20 protein-coding genes and 1 pseudogene are annotated in these 17081 nt (G+C 68.5%); 7 read left to right on the forward strand and 14 right to left on the reverse strand.

What is annotated here, in order from left to right:
• Positions 1 to 65 precede the first annotated feature (65 nt).
• The 8 genes from OPU70_RS15390 to OPU70_RS15425 all read right to left on the reverse strand — a co-directional run bounded on the left by OPU70_RS15390 (position 66) and on the right by OPU70_RS15425 (position 5922).
• Positions 66 to 350, reverse strand: coding sequence for a DUF6457 domain-containing protein (locus OPU70_RS15390; RefSeq protein ID WP_309691381.1), 285 nt, complete (start codon positions 348 to 350; stop codon positions 66 to 68).
• Complete coding sequence (mobA, locus tag OPU70_RS15395) at positions 347 to 1042, reverse strand: molybdenum cofactor guanylyltransferase (RefSeq protein ID WP_498558178.1); 696 nt, start codon at positions 1040 to 1042, stop codon at positions 347 to 349. Before mobA ends, OPU70_RS15390 begins: the two co-directional genes overlap by 4 nt.
• Positions 1039 to 2304 carry a molybdopterin molybdotransferase MoeA gene (locus OPU70_RS15400; RefSeq protein ID WP_498558179.1) on the reverse strand — a complete coding sequence of 422 codons (1266 nt, stop codon included), beginning with the start codon at positions 2302 to 2304 and terminating at the stop codon, positions 1039 to 1041. Before OPU70_RS15400 ends, mobA begins: the two co-directional genes overlap by 4 nt.
• Positions 2305 to 2395: 91 nt before the next feature.
• A complete protein-coding gene (locus OPU70_RS15405) occupies positions 2396 to 2605 on the reverse strand; it encodes a methyltransferase (RefSeq protein ID WP_042540132.1) in 210 nt (69 codons plus the stop codon).
• Between the two features lie 309 nt (positions 2606 to 2914).
• A complete protein-coding gene (locus OPU70_RS15410; protein WP_498558180.1) occupies positions 2915 to 3838 on the reverse strand; it encodes an endonuclease domain-containing protein in 924 nt (307 codons plus the stop codon).
• Positions 3839 to 4100: 262 nt separating this feature from the next.
• Complete coding sequence (locus OPU70_RS15415; protein WP_498558181.1) at positions 4101 to 5141, reverse strand: LLM class flavin-dependent oxidoreductase; 1041 nt, start codon at positions 5139 to 5141, stop codon at positions 4101 to 4103.
• Between the two features lie 64 nt (positions 5142 to 5205).
• Positions 5206 to 5442, reverse strand: a complete 237-nt coding sequence (locus OPU70_RS15420; RefSeq protein ID WP_498558182.1) for a DUF2795 domain-containing protein — start codon at positions 5440 to 5442, stop codon at positions 5206 to 5208.
• 57 nt (positions 5443 to 5499) lie between these two features.
• Positions 5500 to 5922: an Hsp20/alpha crystallin family protein gene (locus OPU70_RS15425; RefSeq protein ID WP_498558183.1), complete on the reverse strand. Its 423-nt coding sequence runs from the start codon at positions 5920 to 5922 to the stop codon at positions 5500 to 5502.
• A gap of 122 nt (positions 5923 to 6044) precedes the next feature.
• On the opposite strand from OPU70_RS15425, the gene OPU70_RS15430 reads away from it, so the two are divergent.
• Together OPU70_RS15430 and OPU70_RS15435 are read left to right on the forward strand one after the other, a co-directional pair.
• Positions 6045 to 6329 carry a MerR family transcriptional regulator gene (locus OPU70_RS15430; RefSeq protein WP_498558184.1) on the forward strand — a complete coding sequence of 95 codons (285 nt, stop codon included), beginning with the start codon at positions 6045 to 6047 and terminating at the stop codon, positions 6327 to 6329.
• A 69-nt stretch (positions 6330 to 6398) separates the two neighbouring features.
• Positions 6399 to 8129: a cation:proton antiporter domain-containing protein gene (locus OPU70_RS15435; protein WP_498558185.1), complete on the forward strand. Its 1731-nt coding sequence runs from the start codon at positions 6399 to 6401 to the stop codon at positions 8127 to 8129.
• 62 nt (positions 8130 to 8191) lie between these two features.
• Here OPU70_RS15435 and OPU70_RS15440 read toward each other — a convergent pair whose 3' ends face one another.
• Both OPU70_RS15440 and OPU70_RS15445 read right to left on the reverse strand, forming a co-directional pair.
• Complete coding sequence (locus OPU70_RS15440) at positions 8192 to 9619, reverse strand: dicarboxylate/amino acid:cation symporter (protein WP_498558186.1); 1428 nt, start codon at positions 9617 to 9619, stop codon at positions 8192 to 8194.
• Positions 9620 to 9763: 144 nt separating this feature from the next.
• Positions 9764 to 10102, reverse strand: coding sequence for a hypothetical protein (locus tag OPU70_RS15445; protein ID WP_056374211.1), 339 nt, complete (start codon positions 10100 to 10102; stop codon positions 9764 to 9766).
• A 107-nt stretch (positions 10103 to 10209) separates the two neighbouring features.
• Here OPU70_RS15445 and OPU70_RS15450 point away from each other — a divergent pair, with 107 nt between their 5' ends.
• Complete coding sequence (locus OPU70_RS15450) at positions 10210 to 10581, forward strand: YbjQ family protein (protein ID WP_042539917.1); 372 nt, start codon at positions 10210 to 10212, stop codon at positions 10579 to 10581.
• A gap of 1 nt (position 10582) precedes the next feature.
• On the opposite strand, the gene OPU70_RS15455 is transcribed toward OPU70_RS15450, so the two are convergent.
• Genes OPU70_RS15455 through OPU70_RS15465 form a run of 3 tightly spaced genes read right to left on the reverse strand, consistent with a single transcriptional unit; the run spans position 10583 to position 12065 of the window.
• On the reverse strand, positions 10583 to 10813 hold the full coding sequence (locus OPU70_RS15455; RefSeq protein WP_042539919.1) for a helix-turn-helix domain-containing protein: 231 nt from the start codon (positions 10811 to 10813) through the stop codon (positions 10583 to 10585).
• Complete coding sequence (locus OPU70_RS15460; protein ID WP_498558187.1) at positions 10810 to 11445, reverse strand: hypothetical protein; 636 nt, start codon at positions 11443 to 11445, stop codon at positions 10810 to 10812. Before OPU70_RS15460 ends, OPU70_RS15455 begins: the two co-directional genes overlap by 4 nt.
• A complete protein-coding gene (locus OPU70_RS15465; RefSeq protein WP_498558188.1) occupies positions 11445 to 12065 on the reverse strand; it encodes a hypothetical protein in 621 nt (206 codons plus the stop codon). Before OPU70_RS15465 ends, OPU70_RS15460 begins: the two co-directional genes overlap by 1 nt.
• 227 nt (positions 12066 to 12292) lie before the next feature.
• On the opposite strand from OPU70_RS15465, the gene OPU70_RS15470 reads away from it, so the two are divergent.
• From OPU70_RS15470 to OPU70_RS15485, 4 genes are all read left to right on the forward strand, one after another.
• The gene (locus OPU70_RS15470; RefSeq protein WP_042539926.1) at positions 12293 to 14818 is read left to right on the forward strand and encodes an ATP-dependent Clp protease ATP-binding subunit; all 2526 of its coding nucleotides are present in this window, start codon (positions 12293 to 12295) and stop codon (positions 14816 to 14818) included.
• A 122-nt stretch (positions 14819 to 14940) separates the two neighbouring features.
• Positions 14941 to 15444, forward strand: coding sequence for an amino-acid N-acetyltransferase (locus tag OPU70_RS15475; protein ID WP_079113549.1), 504 nt, complete (start codon positions 14941 to 14943; stop codon positions 15442 to 15444).
• A 9-nt stretch (positions 15445 to 15453) separates the two neighbouring features.
• On the forward strand, positions 15454 to 16119 hold the full coding sequence (locus tag OPU70_RS15480; RefSeq protein WP_079113548.1) for a hypothetical protein: 666 nt from the start codon (positions 15454 to 15456) through the stop codon (positions 16117 to 16119).
• Between the two features lie 279 nt (positions 16120 to 16398).
• Positions 16399 to 16809 carry a dehydrogenase gene (locus OPU70_RS15485; RefSeq protein WP_498558189.1) on the forward strand — a complete coding sequence of 137 codons (411 nt, stop codon included), beginning with the start codon at positions 16399 to 16401 and terminating at the stop codon, positions 16807 to 16809.
• Between the two features lie 31 nt (positions 16810 to 16840).
• On the opposite strand, the pseudogene OPU70_RS15490 reads toward OPU70_RS15485, so the two are convergent.
• Positions 16841 to 17081: pseudogene (locus OPU70_RS15490) on the reverse strand (DNA repair protein RadA); the annotation flags it as partial.

Below are 17081 nucleotides of genomic sequence, written 5' to 3' on the forward strand. Positions count from 1 at the left end.
GCGCGCATGCCGTTTCGGTGTGATTACTTCTCGATCACATCGGGGAGGGCGGCGATGAGAGAACTTCAGGAATCGTGGTCGTCGGCGCGCCAGGATGCCGCCAGCGCGGTGATCGCGGCGACCGCCGCGGCCGTGTCCTCGCGGCTGCCGCCCGCGCGACCTGCGGCGAGGCCGGCGAGGTAGGCACTGAGCGGGGCGGCGGGGCGCGCGACGCCGTGCGCGACATCGCGGGCGAGATCGAGGAGCAGGCCGATGTCGACGGACGCGCGGTCGATCCCGAGGGCGGCGCAGGCGGCGGACGTCCAGTCGTCGAGGGCCTCGACCGGAAGATGCTGCGGCTGGTCGGTCATGTCGTCTCCTCGTTCGGTGCGCTGCCACGCAGGGCGTCTGTGCCGTTGTCGTGGTCGGCGTCTGTGCCGTTGCGGGTGGGTGCCTGCACCGTGGCGCGGGCTCGTTCGAGATCGTCCCACGTGTCGACGTCGGCCGCCAGGGCTCCCGCCGGCAGAGCGCCGATGGTGAGGCCCGCGAGCAGTGAACGGATGGATGCGTCTCGGCCGCCGTCGGGGAGGGTGGCGACAGCTCGGCGCAGCGCGTCGGTGCGATAGAGCCCGATCAGCCACTGCATCCGCCCGGAGTCGTCGGTCAGGCAGACGCCGTCTTCGCCGCCGGCGAGGGGCGGATGCCGACGCAGCAGCGCGACCGCCTCTTCGGCGTTCGGCAGGTCCGCCGCCAACACGAACACGTCAGCGCTCTCGGTGCGTGCGAGTCCGGCCGCGATGCCGGCGACCGGGCCGCCGAACTCGGGGGTCTCGCGAGTCCAGACGACCTCGCCCTGCACGGGCGCGGGCGGGCCGACGACGATGATCGGGGCGCAGCCTGCGACGGCCGCGACCGCCCGATCGAGCAGCGTGCGACCGCCCACGTCGAGCAGCGGCTTGGCGGCACCGTCTAGTCGAGACGCCCGCCCGCCCGCAAGGACGATCGCCGCGGTTGCGCCGCTCGTGTCGGCGGCGCTCGTGTCGGCGGCGCTCGCCGCGGTCACGAGAGCAGCATCACGTCGACGAGGTCGCCGGCGGCCACCGCCGACACCTCGGCGGGCACGACGGCGTAGGCATCCGCTCTGGCGAGTCCTGCGGCGAGGTGCGCGCCGGACGACCCGTCGGCGGCTGCCGGGTGCACCGCCCAGGCGGCGGGGTCGGATCGGTCGAGAGCGACCGGCACATACTGCTGTCGTCCTGCCGGGCTGCGCCACCCGGCGGTGGTCGTGAGACGGATCATCGGGCGCTGCAGCGGCTCACGCCCCTGGAGAGCGAGCAGTGCCGGGCGCACGAACGCCTCGAACGAGGCGGCGACGCTGGCGGGGTTGCCCGGCAGACCGAAGATCAGCGCGTCGTCTATTCGTCCGAAGGCCTGCGGTCTGCCGGGCTGCATGGCGACCGCGACGAACTCGATGCGATCGCGCAGCACGTTCTTGACGACCTCGTGGGCGCCGGCGCTGACACCGCCCGAGGTGACCACGACATCGACGCGGCCGGAGTGCAGCGCACGGTCGACGAGGGCTGTGAAGGCGGCATCCTCGTCGGTCACCGTGTCGACAGAGATGACGTCGGCGCCCGCCTCGGCGCACATCGACGCGAGCAGCACCGAGTTCGACTCGGGGATCTGCCCTCGGTCGAGGTCTGCGCCGGGGGCGGCGAGCTCGGTGCCCGTCGAGATCACGGCGACCCGGGGGCGGCGACGCACCTGCACGGTGTCGATGCCCGTGGCCGCGATGGCCGTCAGCTGCAGCGGCCCGAGCACGGTGCCCGCCGGCGCGACGACCTCGCCGGCGCGCAGTTCCTCTCCGCGGCGGCGGATGTGAGCGCCCTCCCGGGCAGGAGCCGTGGTCACGATGGCCGGGGCGTCCCAGGCCTGCAGCCCGTCACGGGTGTGCTCGAAGGGCACGACGACGGTCGCCGTACGGGGCACGGGAGCGCCGGTCATTATCCGAGCGGCCAGCCCTGGACGCAGCTCGGGCTCCTCGGACGACCCCGCCGGCAGGTCGGCGATGACGCGTAGTTCGACAGGGTGCTCGGCCGTCGCTGCCTCGACGTCGGCGAAGATGACGGCATATCCGTCCATCGCGGAGTTGTCGAACAGCGGTACATCGACCCGGGCGCGCACGTCGTCCGCGAGGGTGCGACCGGCTGCCAGTGCGATCGGCACCGCCTCTGCGCGGAGCGGCCGGGCGGCGGCCGACACCTTCGCCTGCTGCTCCTCGACCGTCAGCATGGCACGAGGAGCGAGGGAGGTGGCGTGGTGCATGCAGTCAGCGTACGACGGTCGCGGGGGTGTCCCCGCGACCGCGTCGCCCCTCTTCCCCTTGTTTCCCCGTTCTCGTGTCAGCGCTCTCGAGTCAGTGCTCGCGGAACATCGGCCAGCCGCTGCCCGGCAGCATGTGCGAATGCAGCGCACCCTTGGCCGATTCCAGGGTCGGATACGTGCCCGTCGCGGCATCCGCTCCGGCCATGACGACGGTGTATCCCCCGTCATCGTGTCGGATGCTGCCGACGACTCCGTTCGTGCCGTACGCCACCCAGAGGGCCAGAGTCTTGGTCGTGCTCATCATCGAACCCCTTCCGTTGCTGGTGAGGGTACGCCCCGGCGCACCGGAATACCAGCCCCTGTCGGAGGGTGCGCGGGCGCCGGTGCGGCGGCGCGTGGTCAAAAGCGCAGCGTTCAGTCGGTGGGTGGTCGAAAAGGCACGGCTACGGGCCGGTGGGGATGCGTTATTGACCACTCAGCGCGTCGGTCGTGGGGGCGGTCGTGCGCACGTGAGGAGAGCGGTGGGCAGGCGCAGGCACGGGCGCAGGCACGGGCGCAGGCACGGGTGCAGGGGCGGGCGCGGGCACGGGCGCAGGGGCGGGGGGCGATGTCAGGAGCGAGACGCGATCGCACGGCGGATGCGTTCGAGCAGCATCCGTCCTCCGTCGTCGAGGTCGAGTTGCGTCACTCGGATGACGATCCAGCCGATGTCCTCGAGTTCTCGCTGCCGCTGAATGTCACGGCGCCACTGGTCGCGGTCGGTTCGGTGTCCGTCGCCCTCGTATTCGACGGCGATTCGGAGCTCGGGATACGCGAGGTCGCTTCTCGCGATGATCACGCCGTCGCGACGGATCTCGTGCTGGACAACGGGCTCGGGAAGGCCTGCCGCGACGAGCAGCAGACGCGTCTCGGTCTCCTTCGGGGACTCGACGGACGCCCGCACCGCGGGCAGCGCAGCTCGCACGCGCGCGCACCCGGCGAAGCGCCCCCAGTGGCGCAGGCGTTGATCGATCTCCTCGACCGTGTGCAGGGGTCGGTCGGCGCGCAGCCCCGGGTAGTTGTCTGCGGTCGTGACGAGAGCGTCGAGGGCCACCACGAGCTCGTCGTCGGTGAACGACGCGACGCAGAGGAAGAGGGCGGTCAGAGGGTCGACGACGGGGACGCGGCCGATCCACCACAGCTGTGCTCTGCCGGTTGCGAGCCTTCGACTCCTCACACCCCGCGTGCGCGGCCGGACGGCATCCGTCGCCACGACGACGTCGATGTCGTCGGTGACCTTCCACGAGCCCGGAACGGGATAGCCCCACACGCGCATCGCGGTCGCGCCCCCGATCAGCTGTCCCGGTCTCAGTCGCGAGGCGAGCGCGAACACTCTGTGCAGAGGTGTCGTGTGAGGCGTGAGCGATCGCACACCGTGGAAGGGGCGGTGCAGGTCGGCGGCTGCCGCACGTCCGCGTCCCACCCCCGCTGCCGCTGCCGCTCGAACGGTGAAGGTGGCTCCGAGTGTGGGCGGCAGCACAGATCGACGACGCATCTCCCCAGCATCCGCGTCCGGGAAGCGCCATTCGGAGAGCTGCGCGTTGCGGGCCGGGAGCTGTGCATAAGTCGGTCTCACCCGCCGCAGTGGTGGAGGAGTTATTCAGGCCGTCGTCGCGTCAGCGAGGTCGCCCGTGCGCCGATGGATGGTCGAAAGAGCATCGGTGCGGAGGAGCGTGGTCAAAAACGCATCCCACGCGGCCCTCAGGCGTGCGCTTTTGACCATCCATGCCCGCGGGCGGGACGCGCGGGGACCGCGACTAGAGAGCGGCGGCGATGAGCTCGAGCGTCTGCGCGCGGCCGGCGGCGGCGGCGCGCGGCTCGGACTCGTAGGCCCCGGCGACGGGCGAGAGCATGACCTCGTCGACGCCGTACTTCGTCGCGAACGCACGCACCTCTTCGGCGACGGACTCTCCCGTGCCGACGAACCACCGCGAGCGGGCTGCTTCGACGACCTGGTCGGTCGCGGGATCCGACTCGGCGGCGAGCGCCTCTTCGACGGTCTCGAGCGCGATGAGCGGCTTGTTCAGCCGCAGCCGCGACATCATGCGCAGCTGCGGCAGGGCACGGGCCTCGGCCTCCTCCTGCGTCGGCGAGGCGACGACGTTGACCGTGAGGAACGTGCGGGGCTCGGGGTGCTCCTCGCTCGGCTGGTAGCCGGTGCGGTAGAGGTCGAGTGCGCGTTCGAGACCCTGGCCCGAGAAGTGGTTCGCGAAGACATAGGGCAGCCCGTGCGATGCGGCGAGCTGCGCCGAGTAGTCGCTCGACCCGAGCAGCCAGACCTCGGGGCTTCCGCCGGCGGCGGGCGTCGCGTGCACCGTGTACTCGCCACCCGACGTGAAGCGCACGGAGGCGCCGTCGCTCGAGAGAAGCGCAGCGATGTCCTGCACGTTGCGGGGGAACTGCTCGACGTCGCTCGTCGTGCCCGATCCGCGCAGCAGCTGAGTGATGACCGGGTCGCTGCCGGGGGCGCGGCCGAGGCCGAGGTCGATGCGTCCTGGCGCGATCGCCTCGAGCGCGGCGAACTGCTCGGCGACGATGAGCGGGGCGTGGTTGGGCAGCATGACGCCGCCCGATCCCAGACGGATCTTCGTCGTACGCATCGCGGCGGCGGCGATCAGCACCGGGGGAGTGGTGGACGCCACGGCCGGCATGTTGTGGTGCTCGGCGAACCAGTAGCGGCGATAGCCGAGGCGGTCAGCGGTCGCGGCGAGATCGAGGGAGGAGGAGATCGCCTCGGCACTGGTCTGGCCGGTGCGAACGGGGACGAGGTCGAGGACGGAGAGCGCGGTGGAAGTCATCCCCGAATGCAACGGCGGGGGCGGGCGGGGAATTCCCGCCCGCCCCATCGTCGCCGGTGGGTCGTCACGCTGTGGCGAGGGCGGAGGATGCCGACGGCGAGAACTCCTCGGCCAGAGCGTGGCGCGCGAGGTGGTAGCGGATGTGCCAGGCCGCGCTGAAGCTCTGCTCGGGAAGCCGAGCGAGCACCGCTCTATCGTCGGAGCCGAGACCGTCACGGGCTGCTTCGCGCAACAGGTCGTCGCGCGTCGCCGGGTACTCCATCCCGCGCAGGAAGCGGTCGAGTGCAGCGGAGTCGTGCATGGGTCGTCCTTTCCAGAGGAGGAAGCGGGGGCCGGGTGCGCCCCGGCCCCCGTGCTGTCAGGCACCGATCGACTGTCGGCTGTCGCTCGACTCGACCTCGATCTTGCGCGGCTTCGCCCTCTCGCTGACGGGGATGATCACCGAGAGCACGCCGCTCTCGTACGAGGCGCTGATCGCGTCGAGGTCCACTCCGTCGCCGAGCGAGAACTGACGGAGGAACGAGCCTGCTCCGCGTTCGCGGGCGAGCCAGCGGACGCCTTCGCGACCGTCGGCCGTGCGCTGCGCGCGGATCGTGAGCTGGCCGCCGTCGAGGTCGACGTCGATGGACCCCGGATCGATGCCGGGAAGATCGGCATGCAGGACGTACCTGTCGCCGTCGCGGTAGAGGTCCACCGGCATGAGACGCGGTGCGCGGACGGAGTCCAGCACGCTCGCAGCGAAGCGGTCGAGCTGACTGAACGGATCGAAGGACATGGCCATGAGTGTCTCCTTTCGTGTGGCCCGGGTGGGCGTTGTGGATGCAGATTATCTGCATCCGTTGCTATAGATTTGTTATAGAACAACATCGAATAGAATGCAAGTGCCACGAGAAGGAGCTGCCGATGGATGACCGTGATCCGAGCATGCCGGTGTACGGCATCGCCGTCGCCGCCCAGCTCAGCGGCGTCCCCGAAGCGAGTCTGCGGCTCTTCGAGGCGAAGGGCCTGGTCACGCCTGCGCGCAGCGACGGAGGCACGCGCCGATACAGCGACGACGATCTCGCCCGCATCCGTCGGGTGACGGGCCTGCGTGTCGAGGGCATCAACATCGTCGGCATCCGACGAGTCCTCGACCTGGAGGACGAGAACGCGGGACTCCGCGACGAACTCGCGGACGAGCGTCCCTGACCACGTCGGAACCGCCCGACCCCGTCGGAACCGCCCGGCGGCGGCGTGGCAGGGCAGTACTTTAGGGGCATGGATGCCGAGATCTTCTACGTGCTCGTCGGTGCTGTGGTCGTGGCGGCGATCGCCCGATGGCGCGGGTGGCCGGCTCCGCTGCTGGTCACGGTGGTCGCGCTCGCGGCATCCTTCCTGCCGTTCGTTCCCGAGGTCGAGATCGACGGGCACCTGCTGCTGAACCTCGTGCTGCCGCCGCTGCTGTATTCGGCGGCGCTCGACGTGTCGTTCGTGGGCTTCAAGCGCAGCCTGCCGCAGATCCGGCGACTCGGCGTCACCCTCGTGCTGCTCACGGCTGTCGCCGTGGGGCTGGTGGCGTGGTGGATCCTGCCGTCGCTGACCCTGCCGGGCGCGCTGCTGCTCGGCGCCATCGTGGCACCGCCCGATGCCGTCTCGGCCGCGGCCATCGGCCGCAAGCTCGGGCTTCCGCGGCGCATCATGACGGTGCTGTCGGGAGAGAGCCTGATCAACGATGCGACCTCGCTGACTCTCTATCGCGTGTTCGCGGCGATCATCGCCGGGGCGACCCTGACCGTCTGGGACGGCATCTGGCAGTTCCTGCTCGCGGTCGGCGTCGGCGTCGCGGTCGGACTCGTCTTCGGCATCGTGCTGCACCAGCTGCGCATGCGCATCAGCGACCCGGTCGTGATCGGCACGTTCGGGCTGCTCGCCCCGTTCGGTGCATATGCGATCGCCGAGCACCTGCTCGGCTCGGGCGTGCTCGCGGTCGTCGCGATGGGTCTGTATGTCGGATACAACTCGCCTCGCACCGACTACACGACCCGTCAGCAGGAGGCGCCCCTCTGGCTGTCGGCCGACCTGCTGCTCGAGAGCTTCGTGTTCGCCTACATCGGCCTGCAGTTCCCGCGCGTGCTCAGCGACCTCGGCGGCGAGGAGGTCGGTCGCATCCTGATGCTGTCGGGTGTCGTGCTGCTCGTCGTCCTGCTCGTGCGGCCGCTCTACGTGTACCCGACGAATCTCTGGGCGAACTTCCAAGACCGCAAACGGTTGGAACGCTGGGATCGAACGGTCGAATCCGGAGCCTTCGACGACCGCCGCCGCGACTCGAAGCGCTGGAAGCAGTACAGCGCAGAAGAGCTGCGCTCCAAGATCGTGCGCGACCGCATGGCAGGGCTGCAGCTGACCTGGAAGGACAACGCCGTCATCTCGTGGGCGGGCATGCGCGGTGTGGTGACGCTGGCGACCGCGCTCGCCGCAGCCGATCTCGCTGCTCTCGACACCGAGCCGTCGCACGCGATCGTCGTCGTCGCCTACGTCGTGACCCTCGGCACGCTGCTGCTGCAGGGCCTGACCCTGCCGCTGCTGATCCGCAGTCTCGGCATCGCCAGCGACGTCGATGACGAAGAGGACGAGCGCGCGATCGCCGACGTCAAGGCCAAGAGCCGCGAGGCGGGCAAGGCCTTCCTCGCCGAGAAGCGCGACGAGTGGGTCGACAAGTACGGCAGCGTCGACATCGGCGTCTTCGATGCCTTCACCAAGCGCATGACCAGGGTCGAGAAGGCCGCAGACGAGGCGCAGGAGGTCGAGGAGGCGGTGACCCGCCCCTCGTACGAAGACCTCGCAGCGCTCACCCGCGGGTGGCTGCAGGTGCGCCGTGACATCCTGCTCGCAGAGCGAGACGCCGGCAACCTCGACGAGGAGGTCATGCGCGAGCTGATGGCCGCGATGGATGCCGAGGAGCTCGCCCTCGACACCCGCGCCGCCACGCGTCTGCAGGGTCGCGCATAGCGGGAGACAGACGAGCGCCCCGCCCCTGAGTGGGCGAGGCGCTCGATCTGTGCGGCGAAGGGTCAGCGGGTGCCGGCCGGCTCCTTCTCGGATGCTGCGGCATCCGCCTCGGGTGCCTCGTCGTCGGCCGAGTCGTCGGCGAACGGCAGGCCCTCGCGCGGTGCGTTGTAGAGCTCCTCGTCGAGGATGCCCTCGCGCTTCGCGACGATGGTCGGCACGAGCGCCTGGCCCGCGACGTTGACCGCGGTGCGGCCCATGTCGAGGATCGGGTCGATGGCGAGCAGCAGTCCGACGCCCTCGAGCGGCAGGCCCAGCGTCGACAGCGTCAGCGTGAGCATGACGGTCGCACCCGTGGTGCCGGCGGTGGCGGCGGAGCCGACGACCGAGACGAGCACGATCAGCAGGTACTGCACGAGGTTCAGTTCGATGCCGAAGAACTGTGCGACGAAGATCGCGGCGATGGCGGGGTAGATCGCGGCGCAGCCGTCCATCTTCGTGGTCGCACCGAACGGCACGGCGAACGAGGCGTACGAGCGGGGCACGCCGAGGTTGCGCTCGGTCACGCGCTCGGTGAGGGGCAGGGTGCCGATCGACGAGCGGCTGACGAACGCCAGCTGCACGGCGGGCCAGACGCCCGAGAAGTACTGCTTGATCGAGAGTCCGTGCGTCTTCACCAGGATCGGGTAGACGGCGAAGAGCACGAGAGCCAGGCCGACGTAGACGGCGATCGCGAACCAGCCGAGCGACGCCAGCTTCTCCCAGCCGTATTTGACCACCGCGGCGCCGATGAGGCCGAACGTGCCGAGCGGGGCGATGCGGATGATCCACCACAGCACGCGCTGGATGACCTTCAGAAGCGATTCGGTGAACGCGAGGAACGGCTCGGCCTTCTTGCCGGCCTTGAGAGCGGCGATGCCGACGGCGACCGCGATCACGATGACCTGCAGGATGTTGAAGTTCACGCTCGACGAGAACGTGCCGTCGGTGGCTCCCGGGTTCGTGCTGACGCTGAGCCCGAGGAAGTTCTGCGGGATCAGACCCAGCAGGAAGTTCCACCACGTGCCTACCGTGTACGGGTCGCCGGGCTCCAGGCCCTCACCGGCGCGGTTTCCCGGCTGGATGACCAGGCCGAGCGTGATTCCGATGATCACGGCGATGAATGCGGTGATCGCGAACCACAGCAGGGTCTGGCCCGCGAGGCGCGCGGCGTTCTGCACTCGGCGCAGATTCGAGATGCTGGCGACGATCGCGGTGAAGATCAGCGGCACGACGGCGGCGCGCAGCAGTGTCACGTACGAGCTGCCGATCGTGTCGAGGGTGGCCGAGAGGCCGTTCGGGCTGTCGGCGGTGGCGCCCAGCTGGCGGGCGATCAGGCCGGCGGCGATGCCGAGGACGAGGGCCGCGAGGATCTGGAAGCCGAACGAGGTCAGCAGCTTCCGGACGGGACCGCGGGTGTCAGGCGCCTTCGTGGGGCGGGCGGTGGTGCTCATTGGATTGGGGACTCCAGAATCGGTGCGCGCCGTGTGCGCGCTATAACGCCCAACGCTATGAGGGCGAGTGAATTCCGAGGCTGAGATGACGAAGGATGACGGATGCCGCGGCATCCGTCATCCTTCGTCAGGCGACCCGGCGGGTCAGGCCGCGCACTTCTCGAGGTTGTCGGTCAGGATCTGCGTGGTCAGAGCCTTGTCCTCTTCGCTCGACTGCTTGTCCTCGCCGTTGGCGATGTAGGTGAGGGTCTCGTTGCTCAGGTCGGAGTCGACGAGCGCCTCGGCGAAGCAGGTCGCGACGTCGTCGGTCACGGCGTCGCCGAGCCCCTGGTCTTCGTAGACCTTCTGGATGCCGTCTGCGACGTCGTCCACCGCTGGACGCGACGTGCCACCGCAGGCGGCGAGAGAGAAGGCGAGTGCGGCAATGGGCAGGGCCATGAGGATGCGGGAGGGTGTGCGCAGGTTCCGGTCGTTGAGGTTCATGCGGTCGACGCTATCGACACACAGAAATTTCATAGCAGGGGTTGCGCCGGGCGCGGTCTTCGTGATGCAGCCTGGTCGCGTCGGCTGTGTTCTGCCACGATGGCCTCATGTTCATGGTGACCACGAACGACATCCCCGGCTACCGCATCACCCAGGTGCTGGGCGAGGTCATGGGTCTGACGGTGCGATCGACCGACTTCGGGCAGGGTTTCGCCGCCGGGTTCCGCTCGCTCGGCGGCGGCGAGATCCCCGAATACACGCAAGTGATGTACGAGGCGCGGCAGGTCGTGATGGGCCGCATGTGGGCCGAGGCGCAGCAGCGCGGTGGCAATGCGATCGTCGCGATGCGCTTCGATGCCGGGTCGATCCAGAACTTCACCGAGATATGCGCCTACGGCACCGCCGTGGTCGTCGAACCTCTCGCGCCGGTCGCGCAGCCGCCGCAACCGCCGCAGGCCCCGCAGCCGCCGCAGGCCTGACCTACGCCAGCACCAGCAGGTCGCCGACCTCGCATCCGAGGGCGTCGCAGATCGCCCGCAACGTCGAGTACCTGATCGCTCGCGCCCGGTCGTTCTTCAGCACCGACAGGTTGACGATGCTCACGCCGACGCGCGCGCTCAGCTCGGTCAGAGTCATGCCGCGCTCCGCGAGCAGCTCGTCGAGGCGGCAGTGGATGCCGGTGAGTTCGTCGTCGTTCTCGGCCGGGGTCATACGAGTCCCCTCGTCTCGTCCTCGAGGGCCGCGTTCGTGCGCTGCAGGCGGATGCCCTGCCGGAACGCTGCCGCGATCAGTCCCACCGCGACGCCGGTCGCGAAGATCGGGACGATCGACCAGAACTCGATCGGATGCACGGGCTCGCCGGAGCCGAGGCCCAGCGCAGCGGACACCCCGTTCAGCCCCTGCTTCTCGAGCAGCACGATGAACATCGGAGCGAGTACGAGAGTCCAGCCGATCGCGTCGAAGGCCCGCGCGTTGCTCCGCACGAAGAAGCGTCCGCGGAGGAAGTTCCAGGCGACGAGCATCACGCCGACGATGACGATCAACGGGGCGAGCGCCCACAGCACGAGCGAGCCGATGATCGCTGCGGTCGCGGCGGCATCCACTCCGGTGGCGAACACCATCGCCTCCTGAGCGATCCCCTCGATCGACGCGGCTCCTGAGCCGACGGTCGCGTCGATCGGCTGCTCGTCGATAGGGATGGACCACGCGATGCCCTGGTCTCGGAAGGTTCCGAGCACGCGCAGGACGGTGCTGATCGCCGTCACCACCAGAGCGGCGGCGCCGAAGAGGATCACGGTGATCGCATCGGCGGTCTGGGAACGTGTCGCGGTCACGATGCTCATCAGACGAGCCCGTCCGTGTCGCGCTGCAGGCGGTCGCCGATGGAGAACACCGTGCAGATGAGGGCGATGACGAACGCCCCGAGGATGAAGGTGAAGGGCTCGACGCTCATCACGGCGTTGTCGATGCCGTTGTCGGTGATCCGCGCGGCGGTGGCGTTCGCGAGCATGTTGTCGAAGAAGCGCACCGACGCGAAGCCGAGGAGTCCGGTGATGCCGGCTGTGGCCACGAGGGCTGTGCGACCGCGGCCGAAGATGCGGCCGCTGACGGTGCTGCGCGCGAGCAGGATCAGGCATCCGATCACGACCAGGATCGTGATGATCTGCAGCACCTGGCCGATGATGCCCGGCACCGCGGCGATCGCCGGCAGCTGAGGAGCGATGATCGTGCCGCTGTCGAGCCCCACGGCCACGCTGCCTCCGGTCGAGAGCGGCAGGTCGACGGCGGACGCATCCGGGGCGAACTCGATCAGCACCGGCACATCGACGCCCCGGGCGAGTTCGATGATCCGGATGATCGAGAACACCGTGATGTAGGCGGCGATCAGGGCTCCCGCGATGCAGAAGCCGATCAGGGCGCCGGAGTCACCGCGAGAGATCGTGCGGTCTTTCGTCGAGGTCATCATCCACTCCTTATCGAGAGTCGTTATTACCGATAATCGTTAACATAACGACTGTCGATAAGTGAGTCAACCCCAGCCGCACGAGAGCGCCGTCACCGACCGTCACGGCGCTATGCCGACGGCGAACACGGGCATACAGCATCCGCACGGTGGTTACTCTCGATGTACAGGCGCGGAGACCCGTCGAGGACTCAGCGCTTCGCCCCGTGCGAATAAGGAGTCACAGCATGTTCGAGAGATTCACGGACCGAGCCCGTCGAGTGGTCGTCCTCGCCCAAGAAGAGGCGAAGATGCTCAACCACAACTACATCGGCACTGAGCACATCCTGCTCGGCCTCATCCACGAGGGTGAGGGTGTCGCAGCCAAGGCGCTCGAAAGCCTCGGTATCTCCCTTGACGCCGTCCGCGAGCAGGTGCAGGACATCATCGGTCAGGGCCAGCAGCAGCCCACCGGTCACATCCCGTTCACGCCGCGCGCCAAGAAGGTGCTCGAGCTCAGCCTCCGTGAGGCTCTGCAGCTCGGCCACAACTACATCGGAACCGAGCACATCCTGCTCGGCCTCATCCGCGAGGGCGAGGGTGTCGCAGCCCAGGTGCTCGTCAAGCTCGGCGCCGACCTCAACAAGGTCCGCCAGCAGGTCATCCAGCTCCTGTCGGGTGCTCCCGGACGCGAGCCGGCAGCCGTCGGCGCGCAGTCGAACGACACCCCGAGCGCCCAGGGCGGCTCGCAGGTGCTCGACCAGTTCGGTCGCAACCTGACGCAGGCCGCGCGCGACAACAAGCTCGACCCGGTCATCGGGCGCGAGAAGGAGATCGAGCGGGTCATGCAGATCCTGTCTCGCCGCTCCAAGAACAACCCCGTGCTGATCGGTGAGCCCGGCGTCGGCAAGACCGCCGTCGTCGAGGGCCTCGCCCAGGCGATCGTCAAGGGCGATGTGCCCGAGACGCTGAAGGACAAGCAGCTCTACTCGCTCGACCTCGGCTCTCTCATCGCCGGCTCCCGCTACCGCGGTGACTTCGAGGAGCGCCTGAAGAAGGTCACCAAGGAGATCCGCACGCGCGGCGACATCATCGTCTTCATCGACGAGATCCACACCCTCGTGGGTGCGGGTGCCGCCGAGGGCGCGATCGACGCGGCCAGCATCCTGAAGCCCCTCCTCGCTCGTGGAGAGCTCCAGACCATCGGTGCCACCACGCTCGACGAGTACCGCAAGCACTTCGAGAAGGATGCCGCTCTCGAGCGTCGCTTCCAGTCGATCCAGGTGAACGAGCCGAGCCTCCCTCACACGATCAACATCCTCAAGGGACTCCGCGACCGGTACGAAGCGCACCACAAGGTGCAGATCACCGACGGCGCGATCGTCGCGGCATCGAACCTCGCCGACCGCTATGTCTCCGACCGGTTCCTGCCCGACAAGGCCATCGACCTGATCGACGAGGCGGGTGCACGCCTGCGCCTCAGCATCCTGTCGAGCCCGCCCGAGCTGCGCGAGTTCGACGAGAAGATCGCCAAGGTGCGCGAGCAGAAGGAAGTCGCGTCCGAGGACCAGGACTTCGAGAAGGCCGCATCGCTGCGCGACGAGGAGAAGAGCCTCCTCGCCGAGCGCCTGCGCCTCGAGAAGCAGTGGCGTTCGGGTGACGTCGCGACCCAGGCGGTCGTCGACGAGGGCCTGATCGCCGAGGTGCTCGCACAGGCCACCGGCATCCCGGTCTTCAAGCTGACGGAAGAGGAGTCCTCGCGACTCGTCTTCATGGAGAAGGCACTGCACCAGCGCGTCATCGGTCAGGAGGAGGCCATCGCGGCGCTCTCCAAGACGATCCGGCGTCAGCGTGCCGGCCTCAAGGACCCGAAGCGTCCCTCCGGTTCGTTCATCTTCGCCGGCCCCACGGGCGTCGGAAAGACCGAGCTGGCCAAGGCGCTCGCCGAGTTCCTGTTCGACGACGAAGCTGCTCTCATCTCGCTCGACATGAGCGAGTTCGGTGAGAAGCACACCGTCTCGCGTCTGTTCGGTGCCCCTCCCGGATTCGTCGGATTCGAAGAGGGCGGCCAGCTCACCGAGAAGGTGCGCCGCAAGCCGTTCAGCGTGGTGCTGTTCGACGAGATCGAGAAGGCCCACCCGGACATCTTCAACTCGCTGCTGCAGATCCTCGAAGAGGGTCGACTGACTGATGGTCAGGGCCGCGTGATCGACTTCAAGAACACCGTCATCATCATGACCACCAACCTCGGTGCTCGTGACATCGCCGGTGGTCCGGTCGGATTCCAGATCGAGGGCGTCAACTCGACGAACTACGAGCGGATGAAGGGCAAGGTCAACGAAGAGCTCAAGCGCAACTTCAAGCCCGAGTTCCTCAACCGCGTCGACGACATCATCGTGTTCCCGCAGCTGTCGAAGGAGGAGCTCGTGCAGATCGTCGATCTGTTCACCAAGCGCCTCGGCGAGCGTCTGCTCGACCGCGACATGACGATCGAGCTGTCTCAGGCCGCCAAGGAGCGTCTCATCGAGATCGGGTTCGACCCGGCACTCGGTGCCCGCCCCCTGCGTCGCGCGATGCAGCACGAGGTCGAGGACCGTCTGTCCGAGAAGATCCTGCACGGCGAGCTCAACCCGGGCGACCACGTGAAGGTCGACTCGAAGGACGGCGAGTTCCTCTTCGAGCACGGCCCCCGCGGCGAGAAGGTCGCGGTCGGCGTGAACACCGGCGGAGCGATCTCCGGCACCCCTGACCTGGCGGTCGCCAGCGGGGAGTGACCTGATCACAGAAGGGGCGGATGCTGCGGCATCCCCCCCTTCTGCGTGTCCGGGTGATCCAGCACTCCGGCATTCCGCGTCCGCTCAGGGTCTCGGGAGGTGACGGGTTCTAGGCTTGACGTGTGAGCGAGTACATCGTCCGGCCGGCGCGCAGCGCTGACATCATCGGCATCCGCAACCTGCTGCAGCCGATGGTCGAGCAGCGCATCCTGCTCGGCAAAGACCTGGCAGTGCTCTATGGCGCGGTGCAGGAGTTCGTCGTCGCCGAAGCCGACGGCGAGCTGATCGGATGCGGCGCGCTTCACGTGTTCTGGGAGGACCTCGGCGAGGTGCGCACCCTCATGGTCCGCGGTGACTGGCTGCACCATGGCGTGGGCGGTGCCATCGTCGGCGCGCTCGAAGAGCAGGCGCGCGAGCTCGGCCTCAGTCGACTGTTCTGCCTCACCTTCGAAGTCGACTTCTTCGGCCGGCGCGGCTATTCGATCATCGGCGAACAGGTCGTCGACCCCGACGTGTACTCCCAGCTGCTGCGCAGCGGCGACGCGGGTGTCGAGGAGTTCCTCGATCTCGCGCACGTCAAGCCGAACACGCTCGGCAACACCAGGATGCTGAAGCGCCTCAACTAACCTGAACTAATGCCTCGTCACTCCGCCGCCGTATATCGTCGCCGGAGATTGGTGACCCTCGTCGCGGCGATTCTGGTGGTCGCGGTCGTCGGCGTGGCGGTATGGCTGCTCGTGGCTCGTCCGTGGGCGAATGCCGCCGAGGCGACGCCATCGCCCAGCGCATCGGCGTCTGCGCCGGAGTCGCCGACACCCGATCCCACCGCGGGCGAGTCGCCCGCAGCCGAGTCGCCCGCGCCTGAGTCGTCGGCAGAGGAGACTCCGGGGATCGTCGCGTGCGAAGCCAGAGACGTCGAGGTGGCTGCTGTCACCGATGCTGACGCATACGACCCCGGGGTCATGCCGCAGCTGTCGATCTCGCTGACCAACCGCGGTTCGACCGACTGTGCGATCGACGTGGGGTCGACGACCCAGAGGCTCACGGTGTCGAGCGGATCCGACGTCTGGTGGACGTCGACCGACTGCCAGGAGAATCCGAGCAGCATGGTCGCCACGCTTCCGGCCGGCGCGACCGTGACGAGCAAGGTGCCGGTCACCTGGGATCGCACCCGCTCGAGCGTCGAGACCTGCGCCGACGAGAATCGTCCGCGTGCACCCGGCGGCGGAGCGTCGTACCACGTCGCCGTCGAGATCGGTGGCTTCAAGGGCACGACCACGAAGCAGATCCTGCTCTATTGACGCCGAATCTGGCCAAACGTCTCGAATACAGTCCTGCACTCAGTTTCGGGTGACACTGGTCGTTCTTTGGGATACCATTGAAGTGACCCTCGCAGACTTGCGGCGCATGCCATCCCCAGTGGCGTCGAGCACAGCGTCCCCAGCGCTTCGACATGCCGCCCGAGGGTCCGAGGGCCCTCTCGAGTACCCCAGTCCCCAATGGATGACTCGAGAGGGCCCCTTTCCATCTCTCCTCCCGTTTCGGGACGCGCATCGCCATCCGCTCAATATGCTGGATGCATGGCAGCGAAGAAGTCGAGATCAGCGAAGAGCGCACCCGCACCCGAGGATTTCCGGTCGGATGCCCTCGCTCAGGCGCTGGAGAAGCAGGACATCGCTGCGGTCGCTCTGGCTCTGCGCCACGGCACCACGGTCGTGCCGCTCGTGAAGCCCGGTGCTCGCGACAATCCGCTCGACAGCGGAGAGGTCTGGACCTATCGCGACCCGAAGTCGGGCGATCTGGCGCTGCTGCTGTTCAGCGACGCCAAGAACAAGCCGGTGAACCTGCCCCCGGGGGTGGGGATCTACACCGCGGACTGGCTGCGCAAGTTCCTCGCCGCGCACCCGATCACCACCGTCTTCCTCGACATCGCCGGGCCGCATCCGATGCAGGCCGCGCCCGACGAGCTGCTCAAGGCGCTCGACGCCTGAGACCCGGCGGCGCTGCGGCGGGATCGCGCGCTCAGAACGGCGGGATGTCTGCGTCGCTGCGCCGGGTGGTGTTTCGGGCGCGCACGTCGTTCAGTGCCGCGCGCAGAGTCTTCGAGCGATCGTCGACCACCTGGTCGTAGCCGAGCCGCGCTGCTTCCGACCGGCGCTGCGCCGACTGGGTCACCGGGCGGATCTCGCCCGCGAGGCTGAGCTCCCCGACGGCGGCGACCGTGCGCGGCACGGAGATCTGCTGGATGGACCCTGCCACGGGG

This window comes from Microbacterium sp. SWDP-B6 (assembly GCF_059803615.1).

Excerpts from the sequence above, each read along its gene's own strand:
- OPU70_RS15435 (WP_498558185.1), top strand. The coding sequence starts at position 6,399 with ATGGATGCCGAGATCTTCTACGTGCTCGTCGGTGCTGTGGTCGTGGCG.
- OPU70_RS15410 (WP_498558180.1), bottom strand. The coding sequence starts at position 3,838 with ATGCGTCGTCGATCTGTGCTGCCGCCCACACTCGGAGCCACCTTCACC.
- OPU70_RS15465 (WP_498558188.1), bottom strand. The coding sequence starts at position 12,065 with ATGACCTCGACGAAAGACCGCACGATCTCTCGCGGTGACTCCGGCGCC.
- OPU70_RS15400 (WP_498558179.1), bottom strand. The coding sequence starts at position 2,304 with ATGCACCACGCCACCTCCCTCGCTCCTCGTGCCATGCTGACGGTCGAG.
- OPU70_RS15445 (WP_056374211.1), bottom strand. The coding sequence starts at position 10,102 with ATGAACCTCAACGACCGGAACCTGCGCACACCCTCCCGCATCCTCATG.
- OPU70_RS15415 (WP_498558181.1), bottom strand. The coding sequence starts at position 5,141 with ATGACTTCCACCGCGCTCTCCGTCCTCGACCTCGTCCCCGTTCGCACC.
- OPU70_RS15430 (WP_498558184.1), top strand. The coding sequence starts at position 6,045 with ATGGATGACCGTGATCCGAGCATGCCGGTGTACGGCATCGCCGTCGCC.
- OPU70_RS15420 (WP_498558182.1), bottom strand. The coding sequence starts at position 5,442 with ATGCACGACTCCGCTGCACTCGACCGCTTCCTGCGCGGGATGGAGTAC.
- OPU70_RS15460 (WP_498558187.1), bottom strand. The coding sequence starts at position 11,445 with ATGAGCATCGTGACCGCGACACGTTCCCAGACCGCCGATGCGATCACC.
- OPU70_RS15390 (WP_309691381.1), bottom strand. The coding sequence starts at position 350 with ATGACCGACCAGCCGCAGCATCTTCCGGTCGAGGCCCTCGACGACTGG.
- OPU70_RS15440 (WP_498558186.1), bottom strand. The coding sequence starts at position 9,619 with ATGAGCACCACCGCCCGCCCCACGAAGGCGCCTGACACCCGCGGTCCC.
- OPU70_RS15470 (WP_042539926.1), top strand. The coding sequence starts at position 12,293 with ATGTTCGAGAGATTCACGGACCGAGCCCGTCGAGTGGTCGTCCTCGCC.
- OPU70_RS15480 (WP_079113548.1), top strand. The coding sequence starts at position 15,454 with ATGCCTCGTCACTCCGCCGCCGTATATCGTCGCCGGAGATTGGTGACC.
- OPU70_RS15405 (WP_042540132.1), bottom strand. The coding sequence starts at position 2,605 with ATGAGCACGACCAAGACTCTGGCCCTCTGGGTGGCGTACGGCACGAAC.
- OPU70_RS15485 (WP_498558189.1), top strand. The coding sequence starts at position 16,399 with ATGGCAGCGAAGAAGTCGAGATCAGCGAAGAGCGCACCCGCACCCGAG.
- OPU70_RS15455 (WP_042539919.1), bottom strand. The coding sequence starts at position 10,813 with ATGACCCCGGCCGAGAACGACGACGAACTCACCGGCATCCACTGCCGC.
- OPU70_RS15425 (WP_498558183.1), bottom strand. The coding sequence starts at position 5,922 with ATGGCCATGTCCTTCGATCCGTTCAGTCAGCTCGACCGCTTCGCTGCG.
- OPU70_RS15450 (WP_042539917.1), top strand. The coding sequence starts at position 10,210 with ATGTTCATGGTGACCACGAACGACATCCCCGGCTACCGCATCACCCAG.